Origin of the sequence: Agromyces protaetiae (genome assembly GCF_004135405.1) — a bacterium.
Lineage (GTDB): Bacteria > Actinomycetota > Actinomycetes > Actinomycetales > Microbacteriaceae > Agromyces > Agromyces protaetiae.
Map to the genome: position 1 here is coordinate 3,326,016 of NZ_CP035491.1, position 18,922 is coordinate 3,344,937.

Genomic DNA, 18,922 nt, shown 5'->3' on the forward strand with positions numbered 1-18,922 from the left:
CAGAGGTAGAGGCGCCCGAAGGCGGCGCCGCACGATCACCCGAGGATCCATGTACGACAGCCTCTCCGACGCCGAGCTCATCCGGCTCGCGCAGCGCGGCGACCGCGGCGCCTTCAGCGCGCTGTACGCCCGGCACGGCAAGGCGATCTACCTCTACGCGTGGGGCATGACGCGCGACGACCGCGAGGCCGAGGATGTCACCCAGGAGGTCTTCGTCGTCGCGTGGCGTCGCCTGCGCGACATCCGGTTGGTGGATGCCTCGGTGCTGCCCTGGATGCTCGTGACCTGCCGCAATCTCTCGCGCAACGCGCTTCGCGCCCGTCGCGACGCGCTCGTGCTCGACGAGTCGCTGCTGCCCGGCGACCGCACGAGGCAGGAGCGCATCGAAGAGCTGAGCTGGGTGCGCCAGGCGGTCGAGCGGCTCGGCGGCATGGACCAGCGGATCGTGCACCTCTGCCTCGTCGAGGGCTATTCGTACGCGGAGGCGGCCGACCACCTCGGGCTGTCGGTGTCGGCGGTCGCGAAGCGCGTCGAGCGCGCCCGCGCAGCACTGCGCCTCGCGGTGAGGGGCGAGTCGTGAGCGAGCGGATGCGGCGGCCGGGCGAGCCCGAACGGCCCCGCGAGGGCGTCTACCTCGACGCGACGCTCGCGGTGATCGGCGAGCAGCTCGAAGAGCGCATCGACGAGCTCTCTCGCCGCCGCCGCATCGGCGCGCGCGTCGGCGTCGCCGCGCTGTCGGTCTTCGCGGTCACGAGCGGATCGCTCGCCGCGGCGGTCGCCCTGTCGGCCGTGCCCGAGGCGGATCCCGCCTCGGCGGCGCTCTCGGCGGTGCACGAACTGCGATGCGTCGAGGGGACGGATGCCGGCGGCGACGCCTACTTCACGCTGCGCTACCTGACGGCCGAAGGAGCGCCTGCGGCCGACGACGCTCGCGTGTGCGCCTCAGCGTGGTCGGCGCTCGAAGCCGACGAGGCGGCGCTCGTCGCGGCGACGCCCGCGCGGCTCATCCAGATCGCGGAGGGCTTCGTCGCGGCCGCGCTGCCCGAAGCCGAGATGGAGGCCGAGGGGGAAGCGGCCGCGAGTGCCGCGCCGGTCGTGGAGGTGACGGATGCGTCGTTCGGTCGACGCTCGAACGGAGGAACGATGCCACCCATGATCGCGTGCGACGCGGGCGCGACTTCCGTCGTCCTCGCCGTGCCCGACGGCCCCGACGATCTCACCGTCGCCGAGCGGGCGCGCGCGTGCGAACGGGCCGCGTCGTGAGCGGCAACGCAGGTGAGCGAACCCGCCGCGGCCTCCCCGGCCCCGTCACGCGCCTGTGGCGCCAGCCGCTGCGAGTCGGCGCGCTGGGCCTCCTCGCCGTGACGGCGCTCGCGGCGTCGGGCGTGCAGTCCGCCGCGGCGACCGCGCTCCAGGCGACCCTCGAACAGAACTGGCGCGGCCTCTACGACATCGTGGTGACGGCCGACGGCGGGGTCGGCGCGATCGACGGGATGCTTCCGCCGAACACGCTCGCCGGGGCATCCGACGGGCTCTCGCTCGCCGACCTCGCCGACGTGCGCGGCGTCGACGGGGTGGAGGTCGCGGCTCCCGTCGGCGAGGTCGTCGTACCGGGCCTGCGCTACAGCGCGCCCACCGTGGCGATGCCGCGCGGCTTCGTCGCGGGCGCCTCCGACGTGCCGAAGGCGTTCCGGATCACGGCGACCTACATGACGGACGACGGGCTCGGTGATCGCGCCGTCGCGCAAGACGACATGACGGTCGTCATCGACGACGCCCCTCGCGACGTGACCGACGGCAACTGCACGCCGGGCGCAACGTCGTACCCCGGACGAAACGGCGACTACCTCGCCGACCCCGCGCTCTACCCGAGCCTTGCGACGCAGACGTGCGTGATGTTCCGATCCGACGCGACCGTGTTCACCGGAGGCGGCGTCAGCGGCATCATGGGCGACCTCGACAAACCGCTGTACTTCACGCTCCCGAGCGCCCCGCAGGCGATGACGCGCATCACCCTCGTCGACCCGGTCGCCGAACGGGCGCTGCTCGGCGACGCCGGCGCCTTCCTCGAGCCGCTCATCGCCGTGCACCCGAGCGCCGACCTCGAGACCGCCGACGTCGACGCGTGGGCTGACGCCCAGCCGTCGTCCGACGCGTTCGCGAGCCGCATCGCCGCCGCGGCCGCCATGGCGCGCGCCGCCGCCGCGGCGCCGCGCTGGACCGACGAGCAGCTCGCCGATCTGCGCGCGCTCTACGCGGCGAACGGCGACGACTACGACGCCTGGGCCGCCGCGAACGAGAGCGAGAACGCCGGCGAGAGCGCGACGTCCTCCAACCGCATGATCCCGCTCCTCGCGACGACGGGCGCCGCCGCGCACCTCTCGGTCAAGATCGACGTGTCGGCGCTCGGCGACGCGCCGCTCCTTCCCCAGGCGGCGTGGGGAACGGGACTCGGCGGCAGCGCCTACGCGGTGCCCGTCGAGGCCGTGGGCACGCCCGCCGGCAGCGCGGTGGCCGACGTCTCCGACCTGCTCAACCCCTTCGCGGCCCGCGCACCCGGCCTCGCCTGGCCGGGGGCCGACCTCGATATCACTGAAGCCGTTCCGAACTGGACGTCGCTCGAGATCAGCCGGCTTCTGACGCCGACGTCGGCTGCGTTCGGCGGCGGTACGGCCCTCACCCTCGACGAACGCGGGTTCGTCTCGCCCGAGCGCTCGATCGACTCGCTCGCGTGGGATGCCCCGTCGGGGCAGTTGCTCGCCGCGAACCCCGAGCAGGTCGGCACCGAGTCGGCCTACACGGGTCTCACCGACCTCTGGCGGCGCGACGACGCGAGCGGCGACACCCGCTCGATCATGGCCGTGCCCGTCGGCTCATTCGACCCCGCGGCCCTCGGCATCGACGCCGACGCCGCGAACTTCGTGCCGCTCGGCGCCTACGCGCCCGTCGGGTCGACCCTCGCCGACGGCCCGAACGCGGGCAAGACGCTCGGGTCGAGCCTTTCAGGCCTCGGACTCGTCTCGCCGCGCACGGTCGCGCTCGCGTCGTTCGACTCGGCCGGCATCTGGGGCGCCGAGAAGCCGATCTCCGCGATCCGCGTGCGGGTCGGCGGGATCGACGGGTACACGCCCGAAGCGCAGCAGCGGGTCATCGAGGTCGCCCAGGCGATCGAGGAGCTCGGGTTCGACGCATCCATCGTCGCGGGCTCGTCGCCGACCGACGCCGACGTGCGGGTCGACGGCTACGCCTTCGGCACGTCCGACCCCGCGGGCGCACAGACCGTCGGCGACCTCGGCACCGTGACCCAGCGGTGGTCGGAGCTCGGGGCCGCCGCGCGCGTGGAACTCTCGGTCTCGGCGGCGACGTTCGCGATCTTCGGCATCGGACTCGCGGCCGCCGTGCTGCTCCTCGGCGCTGTGCAGGTCGCCGGGGTACCCGCTCGTCGTTCCCAGGCCGCGGTCATGCGCGAACTCGGGTTCACGCGCTCGCGCATCGCCCGTTGGTTCTGGTTCGAAGAGATTCCCGGACTCGTGATTGTCGCCCTCGTCGCCGCGGCCGCATGGTCCATCTCGGGCGGCACGGGCATCGCGGCTCTCGCCGGGCTCTCGGCCGCGGGCGCCGTGCTGGTCTTCGCGGTCGGCTCGGTCGTCGCCGCAGCGCACGTCCGGCCGGGTCGGATGCCGCGGCTCGCGGCCTCTCGCAAGCTCGGCGCCCGCACGGTCGCCGCCTTCGGCGCCCGGCAGGTCCCCGCGCACCCGCTCTCGACGGTCGTGCACGTGCTCGCGATCGTCATCGTCGGCATCACCGGCGCCGCTCTCGTCTCGGTCGTGCTCACCGGGCAGGCCGAGGCCGGCCGATCGGGGCTCGCCCTGCTCACGGTGGGCCGGTTGGTCGCCCCGCAGGCGGCGCTCGGCGCAGCGGGCCTCGGCGCCGGCATCCTGCTGGCCTTCCTCACGCGCCGCATCGACCTCGCGAACCGCGCCGACCAGTGGGCGACCCTGCGTGCCGCGGGCTGGACGAGCGGCCAGCTCGCCCGCTCCCAGCGCGTCGAAGGGGTCGTGATCGCCGCACCCGCGACAGCCGTCGCGGCCGCCGCGACCTGGTTCGGCGCGGAGGCGCTGGGGCTCGCGAACCCGCTCGCCCTCACGATCGCCGCGGCCGTCGCCGCGATCCTCACCTCGCTCATCGCCTTCTCCTCCCGCAGAAAGGGTCGCCCGTGACCGTCGACACCGCTTCCGAGACGGATGCCTCGCCCGACATCGCCCTCGGCGGCGCCGCGATCGAACTGGCCGGCGTCACGATCCAGTACGAGCGACCGGGCGACGAGCCGCTGCGCATCGTCTCGGACTACGACCTGACGCTCGAGCGCGGCAAGATCCACTGCCTCGCGGGCCGCAGCGGCTCGGGCAAGACGTCGATCCTGCGCGTCGCGGCCGGGCTCGTGCCGCCCGCGTCGGGATCGGTGCGCTGGGAGGGCCTGGAGATCACGGGCCTCTCCGACGACGTCGTGACGACCCGCCGCCGCACCCACGTCGGGTACCTCGACCAGCGCGGCAGCCTCGTGCCGGGGCTCACGGCGCTCGAGAACGTGCTGCTGCCGGCCGTGCCCGATCGGCGCACGCGCGAGTTCGCACGGCCCGCACGAGACATCCTGCACCGGCTCGGCGTCGGGTCGCGCGCGACGCACTACCCCGACCGGCTCTCGGGCGGCGAGCGTCAGCGCGTCGCGTTCGCGCGTGCGCTGCTGCTCGGCCCCGCCGTCATCATGGCCGACGAGCCGACCGCGAGCCTCGACCGTGCGACGGCCGATCAGCTCATCGCGCTCTTGCACGACCTCGCCGACGACGGCATCGCAGTGCTCGTCGCGTCGCACGACGAGCACCTCATCGCCGCAGCCGACTCGCGCACGACGCTCGCGTGAGACGGCGCGCGCGGGTCGCGGCGCTCACCAGCTGACCGGCAGCGCCTTGCCCTCTTCGTAGCCCGCGGCCGACTGCAGCCCGACGAGCGCGCGCTCGTGGAACTCGGCGAGGGTCGACGCACCCGCGTAGGTGAACGAGGAGCGCACGCCCGACGTGATCATGTCGAGCAGGTCTTCGATCGAGGGGCGCAGCGGGTCGAGGTAGATCGCCGACGACGAGATGCCCTCGGCGAACAGCTCGCGCCTCGCGAGCTCGTACGGGGACAGCCGTCCGAAGCGCTCGCGCACGGCCTTCGTCGACGCCATGCCCCAGCTCTCCTTGTAGAGCTTCCCGGATGCGTCGGTGCGGAGCACCCCGGGCGCCTCGATCGTGCCCGCGAACCACGATCCGATCATGACGGATGCGGCGCCCGCGGCGAGCGCGAGCGCGACGTCGCGCGGGTACCGCACGCCGCCGTCGGCCCACACGTGGGCGCCGAGCTTGCGTGCGGCTTCGGCGGTCTCGAGGACGGCCGAGAACTGCGGTCGGCCCACGGCCGTCATCATGCGGGTCGTGCACATGGCGCCGGGCCCGACTCCGACCTTCAGGATGTCTGCTCCCGCATCCACGAGGTCGGCCACGCCGTCGGACGTCACGATGTTGCCCGCGACGATCGGGAGGCCGAGATCGAGGTCGCGCACGATCCGAACGGCGCGGATCATGCCCTCTTGATGCCCGTGCGCGGTGTCGACGACGAGGACGTCGACGCCCGCGGCCGCGAGCGCGCGCGCCTTGGCCTCGACGTCGCCGTTGACGCCGATCGCGGCGGCGACGCGCAGGCGCCCGTCGCGGTCGACGTTGGGCTCGTAGACCGTGCCGCGGAGGGCGCTCCGCCGGCTCAGGGTGCCGACGACGCGGCCGTGGCGGAGCACGGGCGCGAACTCGAGGTCGGCGTCGACCATGAGGTCGAACGCGCGCCGGGGCGAATCGACGTCGTCGGCGTCGAGCGACGGGTGTCCGCCGTGCACGAGGTCGCCGAGGCGAGCGTCGGGCAGCGCCGTCGCGAGCCGCTCGGCGAGGATCGTGCCGACGAATGCGCCGCCCTCGTCTTCGAGCACGACGCCGTGCCCCGCGAACGGCGGGAGGTCGACGAGCGCGTCGGCGACCGTGGCGTCGGGCGACTGCACGTACGGGGTGTCGAACTGCGGCGACTGCGACTTGACGTCGCGGATCGCCGCGTCGAGCTCTTGCAACGGGGCGTCCTGCGGAAGCACCGCGATGCCGCCGCGGCGGGCGAGCGTCGCCGCGAGACGCGGGCCCGTGACGGAGTTCATGTTGGCCGCGACGACCGGGATCGTCGCCCCCGAGCCGTCGCCCGTCGCGAGCGACACGTCGAGACGGGAGCGGATCCCCGACCTCGACGGCACCAGGAACACGTCGGAATACGTCAGATCATGACTGGGAGCGGTCCCGTAGAACTCCATGGGCCATACGCTACCGCCGCAAGCGTGCATCGGGGCCCCTCCCGGGGTTTAGGCTTGTGTGGGCGAAACCCGACGCCGCTGGTACGGCGCGGGCGCCTGCGAAGCCATCAGCATCAATGGAGAGAGTGGGCGAGAGGCTGTGTCGAGCCAATTGACCGGGTCGGGAACCGACGAGAACACCCAGGCTGAGTTCGGGGCCAACGAGTGGCTCGTCGACGAGATGTACGAGAGGTACCTCGCCGACCCCGAATCGGTCGACCGGTCCTGGTGGCCCGTTCTCGAGCAGTACCGCCGCGCAGCCGCGGGCGAGCCCGTCGCACCCGCCGCACCGGCCGCCCCCGAGGCATCCGCCCCCGCGCCCACAGCGCCTGCCGCCGAGGCATCCGCGCCCGCCGCTCCCGCTGCGCCGGCGCCCGCCGCGCCGGCCCCCGCGACCGCGCCGTCGCCCATCATCGGGCAGACCCCCGAGGCCCGCACGACGTCGGTCGCCCCGCGCACCGCGCCCGTGCCCGCCGACGTGCCCAAGACGAGCCCGCAGCCCGTCATCCCGGCCGACGCGGCCGCCGACGAGGTCGTGCCGCTCCGCGGCATGCCGAAGACCCTCGCGGCGAACATGGACGCCTCGCTCACCGTGCCGACCGCGACGAGCGTGCGCACCGTGCCCGCGAAGCTCATGATCGACAACCGCATCGTGATCAACAACCACCTTCGCCGCACGCGCGGCGGCAAGGTGTCGTTCACGCACCTCATCGGGTGGGCGCTCATCCAGGCCCTGAAAGAGTTCCCGAGCCAGAACGTCTTCTACTCCGAGGTCGACGGCAAGCCCTCGCTCGTGAAGCCCGCCCACATCGGCCTCGGCATCGCGATCGACATCCCCAAGCCCGACGGCACTCGGGCCCTGCTCGTCCCCGCGATCAAGCGCGCCGAGACGATGACGTTCAACGAGTACCTCGCCGCCTACGAAGACCTCGTCTCACGGGCGCGCGCCAACAAGCTCACGGCCGACGACTTCTCGGGCGCGACGATCTCCCTCACGAACCCGGGCGGCATCGGCACCGTGCACTCGGTCCCGCGTCTCATGAAGGGGCAGGGCTGCATCATCGGCGCCGGCGCCCTCGAGTACCCGGCCGAGTTCCAGGGCGCGAGCGAGAAGACGCTCGCGAACCTCGCGATCGGCAAGACGATCACACTCACCTCGACCTACGACCACCGCGTCATCCAGGGCGCCGGGTCGGGCGAGTTCCTGAAGAAGGTCCACGAGCTGCTCATCGGCCAGCGGAACTTCTACCAAGACCTGTTCGCGGCCCTCCGCCTCCCCTACGAGCCCATCCACTGGGCGCCCGACATCTCGGTCGACATCGCGAGCGCGATCGACAAGACGGCGCGCGTGCAAGAGCTCATCAACTCGTTCCGCGTGCGCGGCCACATGATGGCCGACATCGACCCGCTCGAGTACGTGCAGCGTTCGCACCCCGACCTCGACATCGAGAACCACGGCCTCACCTTCTGGGACCTCGACCGCGAGTTCGTCACGGGCGGCTTCGGCGAGAAGCGCACGGCGCTCCTCCGCGACATCCTCGGCGTCCTCCGCGACTCGTACTGCCGCACGATCGGCATCGAGTACATGCACATCCAAGACCCCGTGCAGCGCACGTGGATCCAGCAGCAGGTCGAGCGCCCCTACGAGAAGCCGACCCACGACGAGCAGATGCGCATCCTCGGCAAGCTCAACGAGGCCGAGGCGTTCGAGACCTTCCTGCAGACGAAGTTCGTCGGCCAGAAGCGCTTCAGCCTCGAGGGCAGCGAGTCGATGATCGCCCTCCTCGACGAGGTGCTCCAGGGCGCCGCGAAGTCGGGCCTCGACGAGGTCGCCATCGGCATGGCCCACCGCGGCCGCCTCAACGTCCTCACGAACATCGCCGGCAAGACCTACGGCCAGGTGTTCCGCGAGTTCGAGGGCGCCGTCCAGGGCCACGGCTCGGGCGACGTCAAGTACCACCTCGGCACGAGCGGCACGTTCACCGCCGACGACGGCACGCAGATCGGCGTCGAGCTCGCGGCGAACCCGTCGCACCTCGAGGCCGTCGACGGCGTGCTCGAAGGCATCGTGCGCGCCAAGCAAGACAGAAAGCCCATCGGCTCGTTCACGGTCCTGCCGATCCTCATCCACGGCGACGCGGCGATGGCCGGCCAGGGCGTCGTCGTCGAGACGATGCAGATGTCGCAGCTGCGCGGCTACCGCACGGGCGGCACGATCCACCTCGTCGTCAACAACCAGGTCGGCTTCACGACGGTCCCGGGCGACGCCCGCTCGTCGATCTACGCGACCGACGTCGCGAAGACGGTGCAGGCGCCGATCTTCCACGTCAACGGCGACGACCCCGAGGCCGTCGTGCGCGTGGCCGACCTCGCGTTCCGCTACCGCCAGGAGTTCCACCGCGACGTCGTCGTCGACCTCGTCTCGTACCGCCGCCGCGGCCACAACGAGGGCGACGACCCGTCGATGACGCAGCCGCTCATGTACAACCTCATCGAGGCCAAGCGCAGCGTCCGCAAGCTCTACACCGAGGCCCTCGTCGGCCGCGGCGACATCACCGAGGCCGAGTACGAAGAAGCGCACCGCGACTTCCAAGACCGCCTCGAGCGCGCATTCGCCGAGACGCACGCCGTGCAGACGGGTGCGATCGAGGTCATCGGCGCGACCGAGAGCACGCAGGCGCCCGAGCCCGCCACGGGCGAGCTCGAGACGACGGGCGTCTCGCTCGACGTCGTGCACGCCATCGGCGACGCGTTCGGCAACAAGCCGGCGGGTTTCACGGTGCACCCGAAGATCCAGCAGCTCCTCACGAAGCGTGTCGACATGAGCCGCAACGGCAGCATCGACTGGGGCTTCGGCGAGCTGCTCGCGCTGGGGTCCCTCCTCGTCGAGGGCACGCCCGTGCGCTTCGCCGGGCAAGACGCCCGTCGCGGCACGTTCGTGCAGCGCCACGCGGTGCTCCACGACCGGGCGAACGGCCAGGAGTGGCTGCCGCTGCAGAACCTCAGCGAGAACCAGGCCCGGTTCTGGATCTACGACTCGCTCCTCAGCGAGTACGCGGCCATGGGCTTCGAGTACGGCTACTCGGTCGAGCGTGCCGACGCGCTCGTCTTGTGGGAGGCGCAGTTCGGCGACTTCGCGAACGGCGCGCAGACGATCATCGACGAGTTCATCTCGTCGGCCGAGCAGAAGTGGGGCCAGCGCTCGAGCGTCGTGCTCCTCCTCCCCCACGGCTACGAGGGCCAGGGGCCCGACCACTCGAGCGCGCGCATCGAGCGCTACCTCCAGCTGTGCGCCGAGAACAACATGACCGTCGCCCGCCCGTCGACGCCCGCGTCGTACTTCCACCTGCTGCGCCGCCAGGCGTACGCGCGTCCGCGCCGCCCGCTCGTCGTCTTCACGCCGAAGGCGATGCTCCGGCTCCGCGGCGCCACGAGCGAGGTCGCGGACTTCACGAGCGGCAAGTTCGAGCCGGTCATCGACGACGCCCGCATCACCGACAAGGCCGCCGTCAAGCGCGCCGTGTTCATGTCGGGCAAGCTCTACTACGACCTCCTCGCGGAGCTCGACAAGAACCCGAACCCCGAGGTCGCCCTCGTCCGCGTCGAGCAACTCTATCCGCTGCCCGCCGAAGAGCTGAAGGCGGTCGCCGACTCGTACCCCAACGCCGAGCTGGTCTGGGCGCAGGACGAGCCCGAGAACCAGGGCGTGTGGCCGTACTTCATCATCGAGACGAACAAGCTCGGCCCGCGCGAGGTGCGCGTCGTGTCGCGTGCCGCTGCGGCGTCGCCCGCGACGGGTTCGGCCAAGCGTCACGCGACCGAGCAGGCCGACCTCATTCGCCGCGCGGTCGAGCTGTAAGCGCAGCCTGAGACGCAGAAGAGCGGATGTCCCCGAGGGACATCCGCTCTTCGCGTTGTCGGGCCGGGTCTCGATGCGCGCTCCGCGCTCCTCGACCGACGGCGGAGTTACTCTGCGACGACCGCGCCGTGCGCCTGGATCTCGCGGATGCGCGTGAGCACGAGCGTGCGAACCTCGTCGGGTGCGCTCTCGCGGCAGGCGCGCTGCACGACCTCGGTGATCGTCAGGCCCATCTTCAGCTCTGCCGAGCACGACGCGCAGTTGTCGATGTGCTCGCGGATGTCCGCCGCGTCTTCTTTGCGGAGCTCGTTGTGCAGGTACTCCTCGAGCTCGGCTCGCGCCTTCTCGCAGCCGCAATCGGTCATTTCGTGCTCCTGGTGGGTCGTGCCGCTTTGGCGGCGACCGCGAACCCTTGTTCGCGGGCGTAGTCGGCGAGGGATTCGCGGAGGAGGCGCCGGCCACGGTGCAGGCGGCTCATCACGGTCCCGATGGGGGTCTGCATCATGTCGGCGATCTCCTGGTAGGAGAACCCTTCGACGTCGGCGAGGTAGACGGCGAGCCGGAAGTCTTCGGGAAGCGCCTGGAGGGCGTCTTTCACCGAGCTGTCGGGCAGGTGGTCGATCGCCTCGGCTTCGGCCGACCGGGTCGAGGCCGCGGTCGTCGACTCGGCGCCGCCCAGCTGCCAGTCTTCGAGGTCGTCGATCGTGCCCTGGTAGGGCTCGCGCTGCTTCTTGCGGTACGTGTTGATGAACGTGTTCGTGAGGATGCGGTAGAGCCACGCCTTGAGGTTCGTGCCCTGCGTGAACTGGGCGAACGCCGAGTACGCCTTGACGAAGGTCTCCTGCACGAGGTCTTGCGCGTCCGCGGGATTCTTCGTCATCCGCAGCGCGGCCGCGTAGAGCTGGTCGAGGAAGGGCAGCGCCTGCTCCTCGAAGAGTTCGCCGAGCGGACGCTCGGGCTCCTTCGCGGTGTCGTCGGTCTGGTCGGGAGTCATCACCGGCCATCCTAGGACCTCGACGTCTGCGGTCGCCGGGAACGGGGTCGTCCGTTCCAGTACCGTCTGCGACATCCCGAGTCTCCTATCGTCCGCGTGGCGCTACTGTTGATAACCGATGCAGATTTCCCCGTATTCCAAGCCGGAGTTCGATCCCTACGGCGACAACCGCCAGACCGACGTCGACGAGGGATGGCTCGCGCCCGTCGCCCTCCGTGAGCTGTCGGCCGTCGTGTCGATCCCGGGGTCGAAATCGCTGACGAATCGCGAGCTCGTCCTCGCCGCCCTCGCCGACGGCCCGTCGACGCTCCACGCTCCCCTGTTCTCGCGCGACAGCGAGCTCATGATCGAGGGGTTGACGTCGCTCGGCGCGCGCATCGAGCGGATTCCGGGCACGGGCGAGTTCGGCTCCGACCTGCGCGTGACGCCTGCCGACGAGCTCACCGGGTCGACGACGATCGACTGCGGTCTCGCGGGCACGGTCATGCGCTTCCTGCCGCCGGTCGCGGCGCTCGCGCTCGGGCCGACGACGTTCGACGGCGACGAGCACGCACGCACGCGCCCCATGTCGGGCGTCATCGAGGGTCTGCGCGGCCTCGGCGTCGACCTCGACGACGACGGGCGCGGCGCGCTGCCGTTCACGGTGCACGGGTTCGGCCGCGTCGAGGGGGGCACGCTCGAGATCGACGCGTCCGCGTCGAGCCAGTTCGTGTCGGCGCTGCTCCTGTCGGCGCCGCGGTTCGAGCACGGGCTCGACCTGCGGCACACGGGCGAGCGCCTGCCGAGCCTGCCGCACATCGAGATGACGCTCGCGTCGCTCGCGTCGCGCGGCGTGAAGGTCTCCTCTCCTGAGACGGGTCGCTGGGTGGTCGAGCCCGGCCCGATCGGCGCGATCGACGTGACCCTCGAGCCCGACCTGTCGAATGCGGCGCCGTTCCTCATCGCAGCGGTCGTCGCGGGCGGCTCGGTGACGATCACCGACTGGCCCGACGAGACCACGCAGGTCGGCGCGCAGCTCGCCGATCTCCTGCCGCAGTTCGGCGCGCGCGTCGATCGGGCTCCGGGCAGGCTCACGGTGTTCGGGCCCGAGCGCTCGGCAGACGGCGGCAGAGGCATCCGGGGCGTCGATCTCGACCTCTCCGAGGCCGGCGAGCTCGCACCCAACCTGGCCGCGCTGGCAGCCCTCGCCGACGAACCGTCGACCCTCACCGGCATCGGGCACATCCGCCACCACGAGACCGACCGTCTCGCGGCGCTCGTCGCCGAGATCAACGGCCTCGGCGGCAACGTGTCCGAACTCGACGACGGCCTGCGCATCGAGCCCGCGCCGCTCCGCGGCGGGCCGTGGAGGGCGTATGCCGATCACCGCATGGCGACGTCGGGGGCGATCATCGGGCTCGCGGTGCCGGGCGTCGTCGTCGACGACATCGCGTCGACGTCGAAGACGCTGCCGCAGTTCCCCGAGCTGTGGGGGCGGCTGCTGGCATGAGCTGGTGGAGCGACGACGACGAAGACGACGACGAGCCGGAGTTCGACGAAGCCGACGTCCGCGTCCGCCCCAACCGCCGCGGCAGCAGGCCGCGCACGAAGCAGCGCCCTGAGCACGCCGACGCCGTCGTCGGTCGCGTGCTCGGCGTCGACCGCGGTCGCTACGCCGTCCTGATCGACGAAGACGGTCCCGACGAACGCGAGATCACGGCGGCGCGAGCGAGCGAGTTGCGACGCAAGTCGGTCGTCACGGGCGACGCCGTCGACGTCGTGGGCGATACGTCGGGCGAGCCCGGCACGCTCGGACGCATCGTGCGGGTCGGCGAGCGCAAGACCTTGCTTCGCCGCAGCGCCGACGACACCGACGAGGTCGAGCGCATCATCGTCGCGAACGCCGATCAGATGCTCATCGTCATTGCCGCCGCGAATCCCGAGCCGCGTATCCGCCTCGTCGACCGCTACCTCGTCGCCGCGTACGACGCGGGCATCGCGCCGCTCCTGTGCGTGACGAAGACCGACCTCGCCGACCCGGGTCCGTTCCTCGAGAACTTCGCGGGGCTCGATTTCCCGGTGTTCCTGAGCGGGCGCGACCACATGCCGCTCGACGCGATCGCCGATGCCCTCGTGGGCAAGCGCACGGTGTTCGTCGGGCACTCGGGCGTCGGCAAGTCGACGCTCGTGAACGCCCTCGTGCCGGGCGCCGACCGCGCGACGGGCGTCGTCAACGCCGTGACGGGTCGCGGGCGGCACACGTCGTCGTCGACGGTCTCGCTGCGCATCGACTACGAGGGCCGCCACGGCTGGGCCATCGACACCCCCGGCGTGCGCTCGTTCGGGCTCGGCCACATCGACCCCGCGAACATCCTCGGCGCCTTCACCGATCTCGCGCAGGTCGCCGAGGAGTGCCCGCGCGGCTGCACGCACCTGCCCGATGCGCCCGACTGCGCGATCAACGAGGCCGTCGAGGCGGGCGAGCTCGGCGAGATCGGGCGCGCGCGCCTCGATTCGCTGCAGCGGCTGCTGCAGACCTTCGCGTGAGCACGGGCGGATGTCTCGGGCGCACCTCCGAGGTGCCTGCACGTGTGACATCCGCCTCGCTCGACGTGCTTAGCATTGAAGGATGACCGACGCACGACTCGCCCCCGGCGACCTCGCTCCAGACTTCACCCTCCTCGATCAACACGGCACCGCCGTCACCCTCTCCGAACTCCGCGGGCAGCGCGTCGTCCTGTACTTCTACCCCGAGGCGATGACGCCGGGCTGCACGACCGAGGCGTGCGACTTCCGCGACAACTTCAACTCGTTCGCCTCCGCGGGCATCAAGGTGCTCGGCGTCTCGAAGGACGACGTCGAACGCCTCGAGCGCTTCGCCGAGCGCGACCGCCTGAACTTCACACTCCTCGCCGACCCCGACCTCGCGGTGCAGCAGCGCTACGGCGTGTGGGGCGAGAAGTCGCTCTACGGCAAGATCGTCGTCGGCTCGATCCGTTCGACGTTCATCATCGGCGCCGACGGCCGCATCGAGAAGGCGCTCTACAACGTCAAGGCGACGGGGCACGTCGCGCGGCTCCGCCGCGACCTCGGGATCGACTGAGCGACCCCGAGCAGGACGGAACGCAGAAGAGCGGATGCCTCGGGGCATCCGCTCTTCTCTTCTGACAGTCGACTCAGCCGGCCCTGGGCCCTTCATCGCCCGTGCCGACCTCAGCGTCGCTGCGCGTGTACGCGAGCCGCACGGGCGTCCACACGAGGAGTCCGATCACCGCGATCGCCGGCACGAGGAGCGCCCACCCGACGTCGGGCCGTGCGAACAGCCCCTGGAACGCGCCGACCGCGACCGCGATCTGGAGCACCTGCCACACGATCGCAGCCGAACGCGTCAGCGGCGCGCGCCGCAGGGACGCGAAGGCAACGGCGACGATCCACAACGCGCCGATCGTGGCGAGCACCGTGAGGGCGATCGCCGTCGACCACGACGACGGCTCGAGCGCGACGAGGTCGACGATGAGCCATACGACGATCGCGACCATCGCCGCGGCTTCGGCGAAGAGCAGCACGTTCACCGCGATGAGTGCGGCGCGCGCGCCTCCCCATGCGGGTGCAGCCGAGCCCGCGTCGTGGTCGGGGCCTTCGGCGTTCGAATCCAGATCGACGTTCGGATTCACAGGATCATCCCATGCACGGCTATTGATTCGCCTTCCCGCCTATGCGACCATTTATAAGGCCGAGTTGATGCTCACAGGGACGTGAGCCGATCAGTTCTTGATCCTACTTCCCGAGATTCGGCCTCTCCCCGCTGTACGACCGGCTTCCGGTCGCATTCGCATGCGTGTGCCGTGACAGCGACCCGAAAACACCACTCAAGGAGCATCTCCATGGATTGGCGCGACAAAGCCGCCTGCCTCACGGCCGACCCCGAACTCTTCTTCCCCGTCGGGAACACCGGGCCGGCAGTCGACCAGATCGAGAAGGCGAAGGCGGTCTGCGCACGCTGCACCGTGACCGAGATCTGCCTCCAGTACGCCCTCGAGACCGGTCAGGACTCGGGCGTGTGGGGCGGTCTCAGCGAAGACGAGCGCCGCGCCCTCAAGCGCCGCGCCGCTCGCGCGCGTCGCGCCGGCTGATCCAGCACCGAGTTTCAGAGCGGATGCCTCGCCACGAGGCATCCGCTCTTCTCATGTCCTCCGGGCTCGGCCGCGCTTACTCGGCCGCCGCGCTCGAGATCCAGCGCAGCGGGATCTCGATCGTCACTTCGGTGCCGCTCCCGAGGATCGTGTGCCAGTCGATCGTGCCGCTGAGCTCGCCCTGGATGAGCGTGCGCACGATTTGCGTGCCGAGCCCCTCGCCGACCTTGCCCTCGGGCAAACCCGAGCCCGTGTCGCGCACGCGCACCGTGAGGAGCGTCTGCGATCGCTCGGCGATGACCTCGACGTCGCCCTCCTGACCCGCAAGGCCGTGCTCGACGGCGTTCGTCACGAGTTCGGTGAGGGCGAGCGCGAGCGGCGTCGCGTATGCGCTCGGCAGCACGCCGAACTCGCCCGACTTCTTGGGATGCGCCGTCGTGTTGTGCGCCGCCGCGACCTCGGCGACGAGCAGCAGCGCGCGGTCGAAGACCTCGTCGAAGTCGACGTTCTGCGACAGCCCCTCCGACAGCGTGTCGTGCACGACCGCGATCGCGCCCACACGCCGCATCGCCTGGCTGAGCGCCTCGCGCGCCTCGTCGGAGTGCGTGCGTCGCGCCTGGATGCGGAGCAGGGATGCCACGGTCTGCAGGTTGTTCTTCACGCGGTGGTGGATCTCGCGGATCGTCGCGTCTTTCGTGATGAGCTCTTGCTCTTGATGGCGGAGCTCCGTGACGTCGCGGCTCAGCACGATCGCGCCGATACGCTCGCCCCGGTGACGGATCGGGATGGCTCGGAGCGACACCGTGACCCCGCGCGACTCGACGTCGGTGCGCCACGGCGCACGCCCCGTGACGACGAGCGGCAGCGACTCGTCGACGACGATGCGCCCGGTGAGAAGCTCGGTGGTGACCTCGGCGAGCGACTCGCCCTCGAGCTCGTCGTCGAACCCCATGCGGTTGAACGCCGAGAGCGCGTTGGGGCTTGCGAACGTGACGATGCCGTCGACGTCGAGGCGGATGAGGCCGTCGGAGGCGCGCGGGGCGCCGCGCCGCGGCCCGGTCGGGGCGCCGAGGTCGGGGAAGTCGCCCGACGCGATCATCTGGAAGAGCTCGCCCGCGCAATCGTTGAACGTGAGCTCTTGACGGCTCGGGGTGCGCGTCGCGCTGAGGTTCGTGTGCCGCGTGATGACGGCGACCGGCTCGGGCGCGATCTTCGTGCCGGTCGGCGAGAGCCGCCGCATGACGGGGACGGCGCGCATACGGGTCGGCATCTCCTCGTACCAGTCGGGAGAACTCGAGTCGACGATCTTCGCGGTGCGGAACGCCTCGGAGACCAGGTCTTTCCACTGCGGCTTGATCGCCTGGCCCACGAAGTCGCGGTAGAAGAGCGTCGCCGCACTCGACGGGCGCGAGTTCGCGACCGCGACGAAGCCGTCGTCGCCCGACGGGACCCACAGGACGATGTCGGCCGACGCCAGGTCGGCGAGGAGCTGGAGATCGCCCACGAGCATGTGCAGCCAGTCGACGTCGGCTTGGCTGGATCGCCCTTGGGCGAGGACGAGTTCACTGAGGGTCGACACAGACCCAGCGTAGTGCCGGAGCATCGTCGCTCCGCGCGCGAGGATCAACGCTCCGCCGCCCCTCGCTCACCCCGCCGCGCGCTGCGGAGGCGCGAACGCGAGCCGCTGGCGACGTGCGACCGGCGCCCCGGGAGCGGGCGCCAGACGGTCGAGCGCGTAGGCCCGGAGCGCTCCTCGCAGCGCCGATCGCGGCGCCGCGTCGCGCAGCGTCCGGGCAGCGAGGATCGCCGCATCGGCGGCCCGTCCGTCGCTGGGCAGCAGGACGACGTCGTCGCGGCCCGCGAAGCGCCGCATCGTCTCGCGGATCTGGCCGTGCGCATCGATCCCGATGGCGCTCGCTCGCACGCGGTTCACGAGCACGTCGACCCGGTCGGGATCGACGTGCTCGAGCAGGTCGCCGTATCCGCGCAGGAGACGCGAGATGCCGACGGGATCCGCGACGCCCACCGCCACCACGCGATCGGCGGCTGCGAGCGCTGCGAAGGTCGCCGCGTTCCGTCGGGGCGCGAACTGGTCGCTCGTGAGCTCCTCGTCGCGTTCGAGGCTGAAACCCGTGTCGACGACGACGAACTCGGCGAACGTGCGAAGCACCCCGAGCGCCGCGGCCACGCGCTCCTCCGACAGCTCGGGCCAGCGGCTCGGCCCGACGAGGCCCGAGAGGACTTCGAACGACCCCTTGAGCGACGAGTAGCGCTGGGCGACCCGTTGGAACTCGGCGCGGTCGAGGGCGTCGGCGCCCGCGAGCCGGCACGCGGCGGCGAAGCCGGGCGCCTCGTCGAGGAGCCCGAGCGACGCCGCGACCGAGCCCCCGTACGGGTCGGCGTCGACGAGGACGACGGAGTGCCCGGCGGCGGCGAGCTCGGAGGCGAGCGCGATCGACACGAGCGTGCGGCCGGGCGCTCCGGTGGGCCCCCAGACGGCGGTCACCGCCGGGCCCGGGCGCGGCCCGCCGAATGGCGCGGCGGGCGATGCGACGGGCGCAGGGACGCCGCCATGGAGCATCCGCTCGATCTCGACCCAGGGCGCCGCCGCGTCGACGATCTCGCGGAGACCGAGTCGGGTCGCGAGCGCGCGCTCGCGATCGTCGGCGGCGAGGGCGACGAGCCGGATGCCTCGGGCATCGCACGCTTCGAGCAGCTCCGACGCGAGGGTGGCGCCGCCCGCACCCACGAGGACGACGTCGGGCCGATCGTGCTCGAGCCGGTCGAGCACGCCGCGCCAGCCAGACGAGCGCGACACGATCGTGTGCCCGGCCTCGACGAGCGGCGCGAGCAGGCGGTCTTCTGCGACGGGGTCGAGTCCGAGCGCGATCCGGAGCATCAGGACCCCGACCCGATCCGGGCCTCGACGAGGTCGACGACATCGCCCGCCGCGAGCGATTGCAGCACAGCGGCGACCCGCTCGCGCGGCACCAGGAGTTCGACGGCGAGGCCCCCGCCCGTGACGAAGTCGTCGTCGGTGCGGATCGCCGCGACCTCGGCCCCCGCGACGAGCACGGCCGGCGGGGCGACCTCGCCGCGCTCGAGCACTTCGGCCGCCCACAGGTCGACCGTGGCGCCCGCGACGACGGTCCCGGGCAGAGCTCCCGCGACCGGGACGACCACGCGGGCGAGCGCCGAAGCATCCTCCTCCGCCGTCGCCGACAACGGGACGAGTTCGCCTCCCGCGACCGTGCGCGTCAGGACGAGGCCCCCTTCGGGGAGGTCGCCGGGAGCGAGGTAGCGGTCGGCGGCCCCGCCGAGCCGGACCGAGCGCAGGGCGAGGTCGTCGGCGTCGATGCGGGTGCCCGGCGTCGCCGTCTCGCGGAGTGCATAGACCTCGGTGTCGGCGTCGAGGCCCGCCACGAGCGCCCACACTCCGACCGCGGACGCCGCGATGAGGAGGATGCCGAGAACGAGTCTCGGATCGATGCGTCGTTCGCCTCGACCGCCGCGGTCGGGTGTCTGTGCCATGT

At 71.6% G+C, this 18,922-nt stretch carries 16 protein-coding genes; 9 read left to right on the forward strand and 7 right to left on the reverse strand.

Features of this window, described 5'->3' with window-relative positions:
* The first annotated feature begins 49 nt into the window (after positions 1-49).
* From ET445_RS15505 to ET445_RS17360, 4 genes are read left to right on the forward strand one after another with little or no spacing between them, the layout of a single operon-like run.
* A complete protein-coding gene (locus ET445_RS15505; protein WP_129192069.1) occupies positions 50-580 on the forward strand; it encodes an RNA polymerase sigma factor in 531 nt (176 codons plus the stop codon).
* Positions 577-1,263, forward strand: coding sequence for a hypothetical protein (locus tag ET445_RS15510; protein WP_129192070.1), 687 nt, complete (start codon positions 577-579; stop codon positions 1,261-1,263). The genes ET445_RS15505 and ET445_RS15510 overlap by 4 nt, the downstream gene beginning before the upstream one ends.
* Positions 1,260-4,220 (forward strand): hypothetical protein, encoded by a 2,961-nt coding sequence (locus ET445_RS17355; protein WP_165314427.1) that lies wholly within the window; start codon positions 1,260-1,262, stop codon positions 4,218-4,220. Before ET445_RS15510 ends, ET445_RS17355 begins: the two co-directional genes overlap by 4 nt.
* Positions 4,217-4,921, forward strand: coding sequence for an ABC transporter ATP-binding protein (locus ET445_RS17360; protein WP_165314428.1), 705 nt, complete (start codon positions 4,217-4,219; stop codon positions 4,919-4,921). The genes ET445_RS17355 and ET445_RS17360 overlap by 4 nt, the downstream gene beginning before the upstream one ends.
* Positions 4,922-4,945: 24 nt before the next feature.
* Here ET445_RS17360 and guaB1 read toward each other — a convergent pair whose 3' ends face one another.
* Positions 4,946-6,385, reverse strand: coding sequence for a GMP reductase (gene guaB1, locus ET445_RS15520; protein ID WP_129192071.1), 1,440 nt, complete (start codon positions 6,383-6,385; stop codon positions 4,946-4,948).
* A gap of 139 nt (positions 6,386-6,524) precedes the next feature.
* Between guaB1 and ET445_RS15525 the strand changes: the two genes are divergently transcribed.
* Positions 6,525-10,283 carry a multifunctional oxoglutarate decarboxylase/oxoglutarate dehydrogenase thiamine pyrophosphate-binding subunit/dihydrolipoyllysine-residue succinyltransferase subunit gene (locus tag ET445_RS15525; protein WP_129192072.1) on the forward strand — a complete coding sequence of 1,253 codons (3,759 nt, stop codon included), beginning with the start codon at positions 6,525-6,527 and terminating at the stop codon, positions 10,281-10,283.
* A gap of 107 nt (positions 10,284-10,390) precedes the next feature.
* Here the strand turns inward: ET445_RS15525 and rsrA are convergent, their stop codons facing one another.
* Positions 10,391-10,648 carry a mycothiol system anti-sigma-R factor gene (gene rsrA, locus ET445_RS15530; RefSeq protein ID WP_129192073.1) on the reverse strand — a complete coding sequence of 86 codons (258 nt, stop codon included), beginning with the start codon at positions 10,646-10,648 and terminating at the stop codon, positions 10,391-10,393.
* Positions 10,645-11,352, reverse strand: coding sequence for a sigma-70 family RNA polymerase sigma factor (locus tag ET445_RS15535; protein ID WP_129192074.1), 708 nt, complete (start codon positions 11,350-11,352; stop codon positions 10,645-10,647). Before ET445_RS15535 ends, rsrA begins: the two co-directional genes overlap by 4 nt.
* 43 nt (positions 11,353-11,395) lie before the next feature.
* On the opposite strand from ET445_RS15535, the gene aroA reads away from it, so the two are divergent.
* From aroA to bcp, 3 genes are all read left to right on the forward strand, one after another.
* Complete coding sequence (gene aroA / locus ET445_RS15540) at positions 11,396-12,766, forward strand: 3-phosphoshikimate 1-carboxyvinyltransferase (protein ID WP_129192075.1); 1,371 nt, start codon at positions 11,396-11,398, stop codon at positions 12,764-12,766.
* Positions 12,763-13,803: a ribosome small subunit-dependent GTPase A gene (gene rsgA, locus ET445_RS15545; protein WP_129192076.1), complete on the forward strand. Its 1,041-nt coding sequence runs from the start codon at positions 12,763-12,765 to the stop codon at positions 13,801-13,803. The genes aroA and rsgA overlap by 4 nt, the downstream gene beginning before the upstream one ends.
* A gap of 82 nt (positions 13,804-13,885) precedes the next feature.
* Positions 13,886-14,359, forward strand: coding sequence for a thioredoxin-dependent thiol peroxidase (bcp, locus tag ET445_RS15550; protein ID WP_129192077.1), 474 nt, complete (start codon positions 13,886-13,888; stop codon positions 14,357-14,359).
* A gap of 73 nt (positions 14,360-14,432) precedes the next feature.
* Here bcp and ET445_RS15555 read toward each other — a convergent pair whose 3' ends face one another.
* Positions 14,433-14,930, reverse strand: coding sequence for a hypothetical protein (locus ET445_RS15555; RefSeq protein ID WP_129192078.1), 498 nt, complete (start codon positions 14,928-14,930; stop codon positions 14,433-14,435).
* A gap of 210 nt (positions 14,931-15,140) precedes the next feature.
* Here ET445_RS15555 and ET445_RS15560 point away from each other — a divergent pair, with 210 nt between their 5' ends.
* Positions 15,141-15,389 (forward strand): WhiB family transcriptional regulator, encoded by a 249-nt coding sequence (locus ET445_RS15560; RefSeq protein ID WP_055859573.1) that lies wholly within the window; start codon positions 15,141-15,143, stop codon positions 15,387-15,389.
* Positions 15,390-15,465: 76 nt separating this feature from the next.
* Here ET445_RS15560 and ET445_RS15565 read toward each other — a convergent pair whose 3' ends face one another.
* From ET445_RS15565 to ET445_RS15575, 3 genes are all read right to left on the reverse strand, one after another.
* On the reverse strand, positions 15,466-16,968 hold the full coding sequence (locus ET445_RS15565; protein ID WP_129192079.1) for a sensor histidine kinase: 1,503 nt from the start codon (positions 16,966-16,968) through the stop codon (positions 15,466-15,468).
* Between the two features lie 66 nt (positions 16,969-17,034).
* Complete coding sequence (locus tag ET445_RS15570) at positions 17,035-18,288, reverse strand: CpaE/TadZ family protein (protein ID WP_129192080.1); 1,254 nt, start codon at positions 18,286-18,288, stop codon at positions 17,035-17,037.
* Positions 18,288-18,920, reverse strand: a complete 633-nt coding sequence (locus ET445_RS15575; protein WP_129192081.1) for a hypothetical protein — start codon at positions 18,918-18,920, stop codon at positions 18,288-18,290. Before ET445_RS15575 ends, ET445_RS15570 begins: the two co-directional genes overlap by 1 nt.
* Positions 18,921-18,922: the final 2 nt, after the last annotated feature.

Excerpts from the sequence above, each read along its gene's own strand:
- ET445_RS15505 (WP_129192069.1), top strand. The coding sequence starts at position 50 with ATGTACGACAGCCTCTCCGACGCCGAGCTCATCCGGCTCGCGCAGCGC.
- guaB1 (WP_129192071.1), bottom strand. The coding sequence starts at position 6,385 with ATGGAGTTCTACGGGACCGCTCCCAGTCATGATCTGACGTATTCCGAC.
- rsrA (WP_129192073.1), bottom strand. The coding sequence starts at position 10,648 with ATGACCGATTGCGGCTGCGAGAAGGCGCGAGCCGAGCTCGAGGAGTAC.
- ET445_RS15535 (WP_129192074.1), bottom strand. The coding sequence starts at position 11,352 with ATGTCGCAGACGGTACTGGAACGGACGACCCCGTTCCCGGCGACCGCA.
- aroA (WP_129192075.1), top strand. The coding sequence starts at position 11,396 with ATGCAGATTTCCCCGTATTCCAAGCCGGAGTTCGATCCCTACGGCGAC.
- rsgA (WP_129192076.1), top strand. The coding sequence starts at position 12,763 with ATGAGCTGGTGGAGCGACGACGACGAAGACGACGACGAGCCGGAGTTC.
- bcp (WP_129192077.1), top strand. The coding sequence starts at position 13,886 with ATGACCGACGCACGACTCGCCCCCGGCGACCTCGCTCCAGACTTCACC.
- ET445_RS15560 (WP_055859573.1), top strand. The coding sequence starts at position 15,141 with ATGGATTGGCGCGACAAAGCCGCCTGCCTCACGGCCGACCCCGAACTC.
- ET445_RS15570 (WP_129192080.1), bottom strand. The coding sequence starts at position 18,288 with ATGCTCCGGATCGCGCTCGGACTCGACCCCGTCGCAGAAGACCGCCTG.
- ET445_RS15575 (WP_129192081.1), bottom strand. The coding sequence starts at position 18,920 with ATGGCACAGACACCCGACCGCGGCGGTCGAGGCGAACGACGCATCGAT.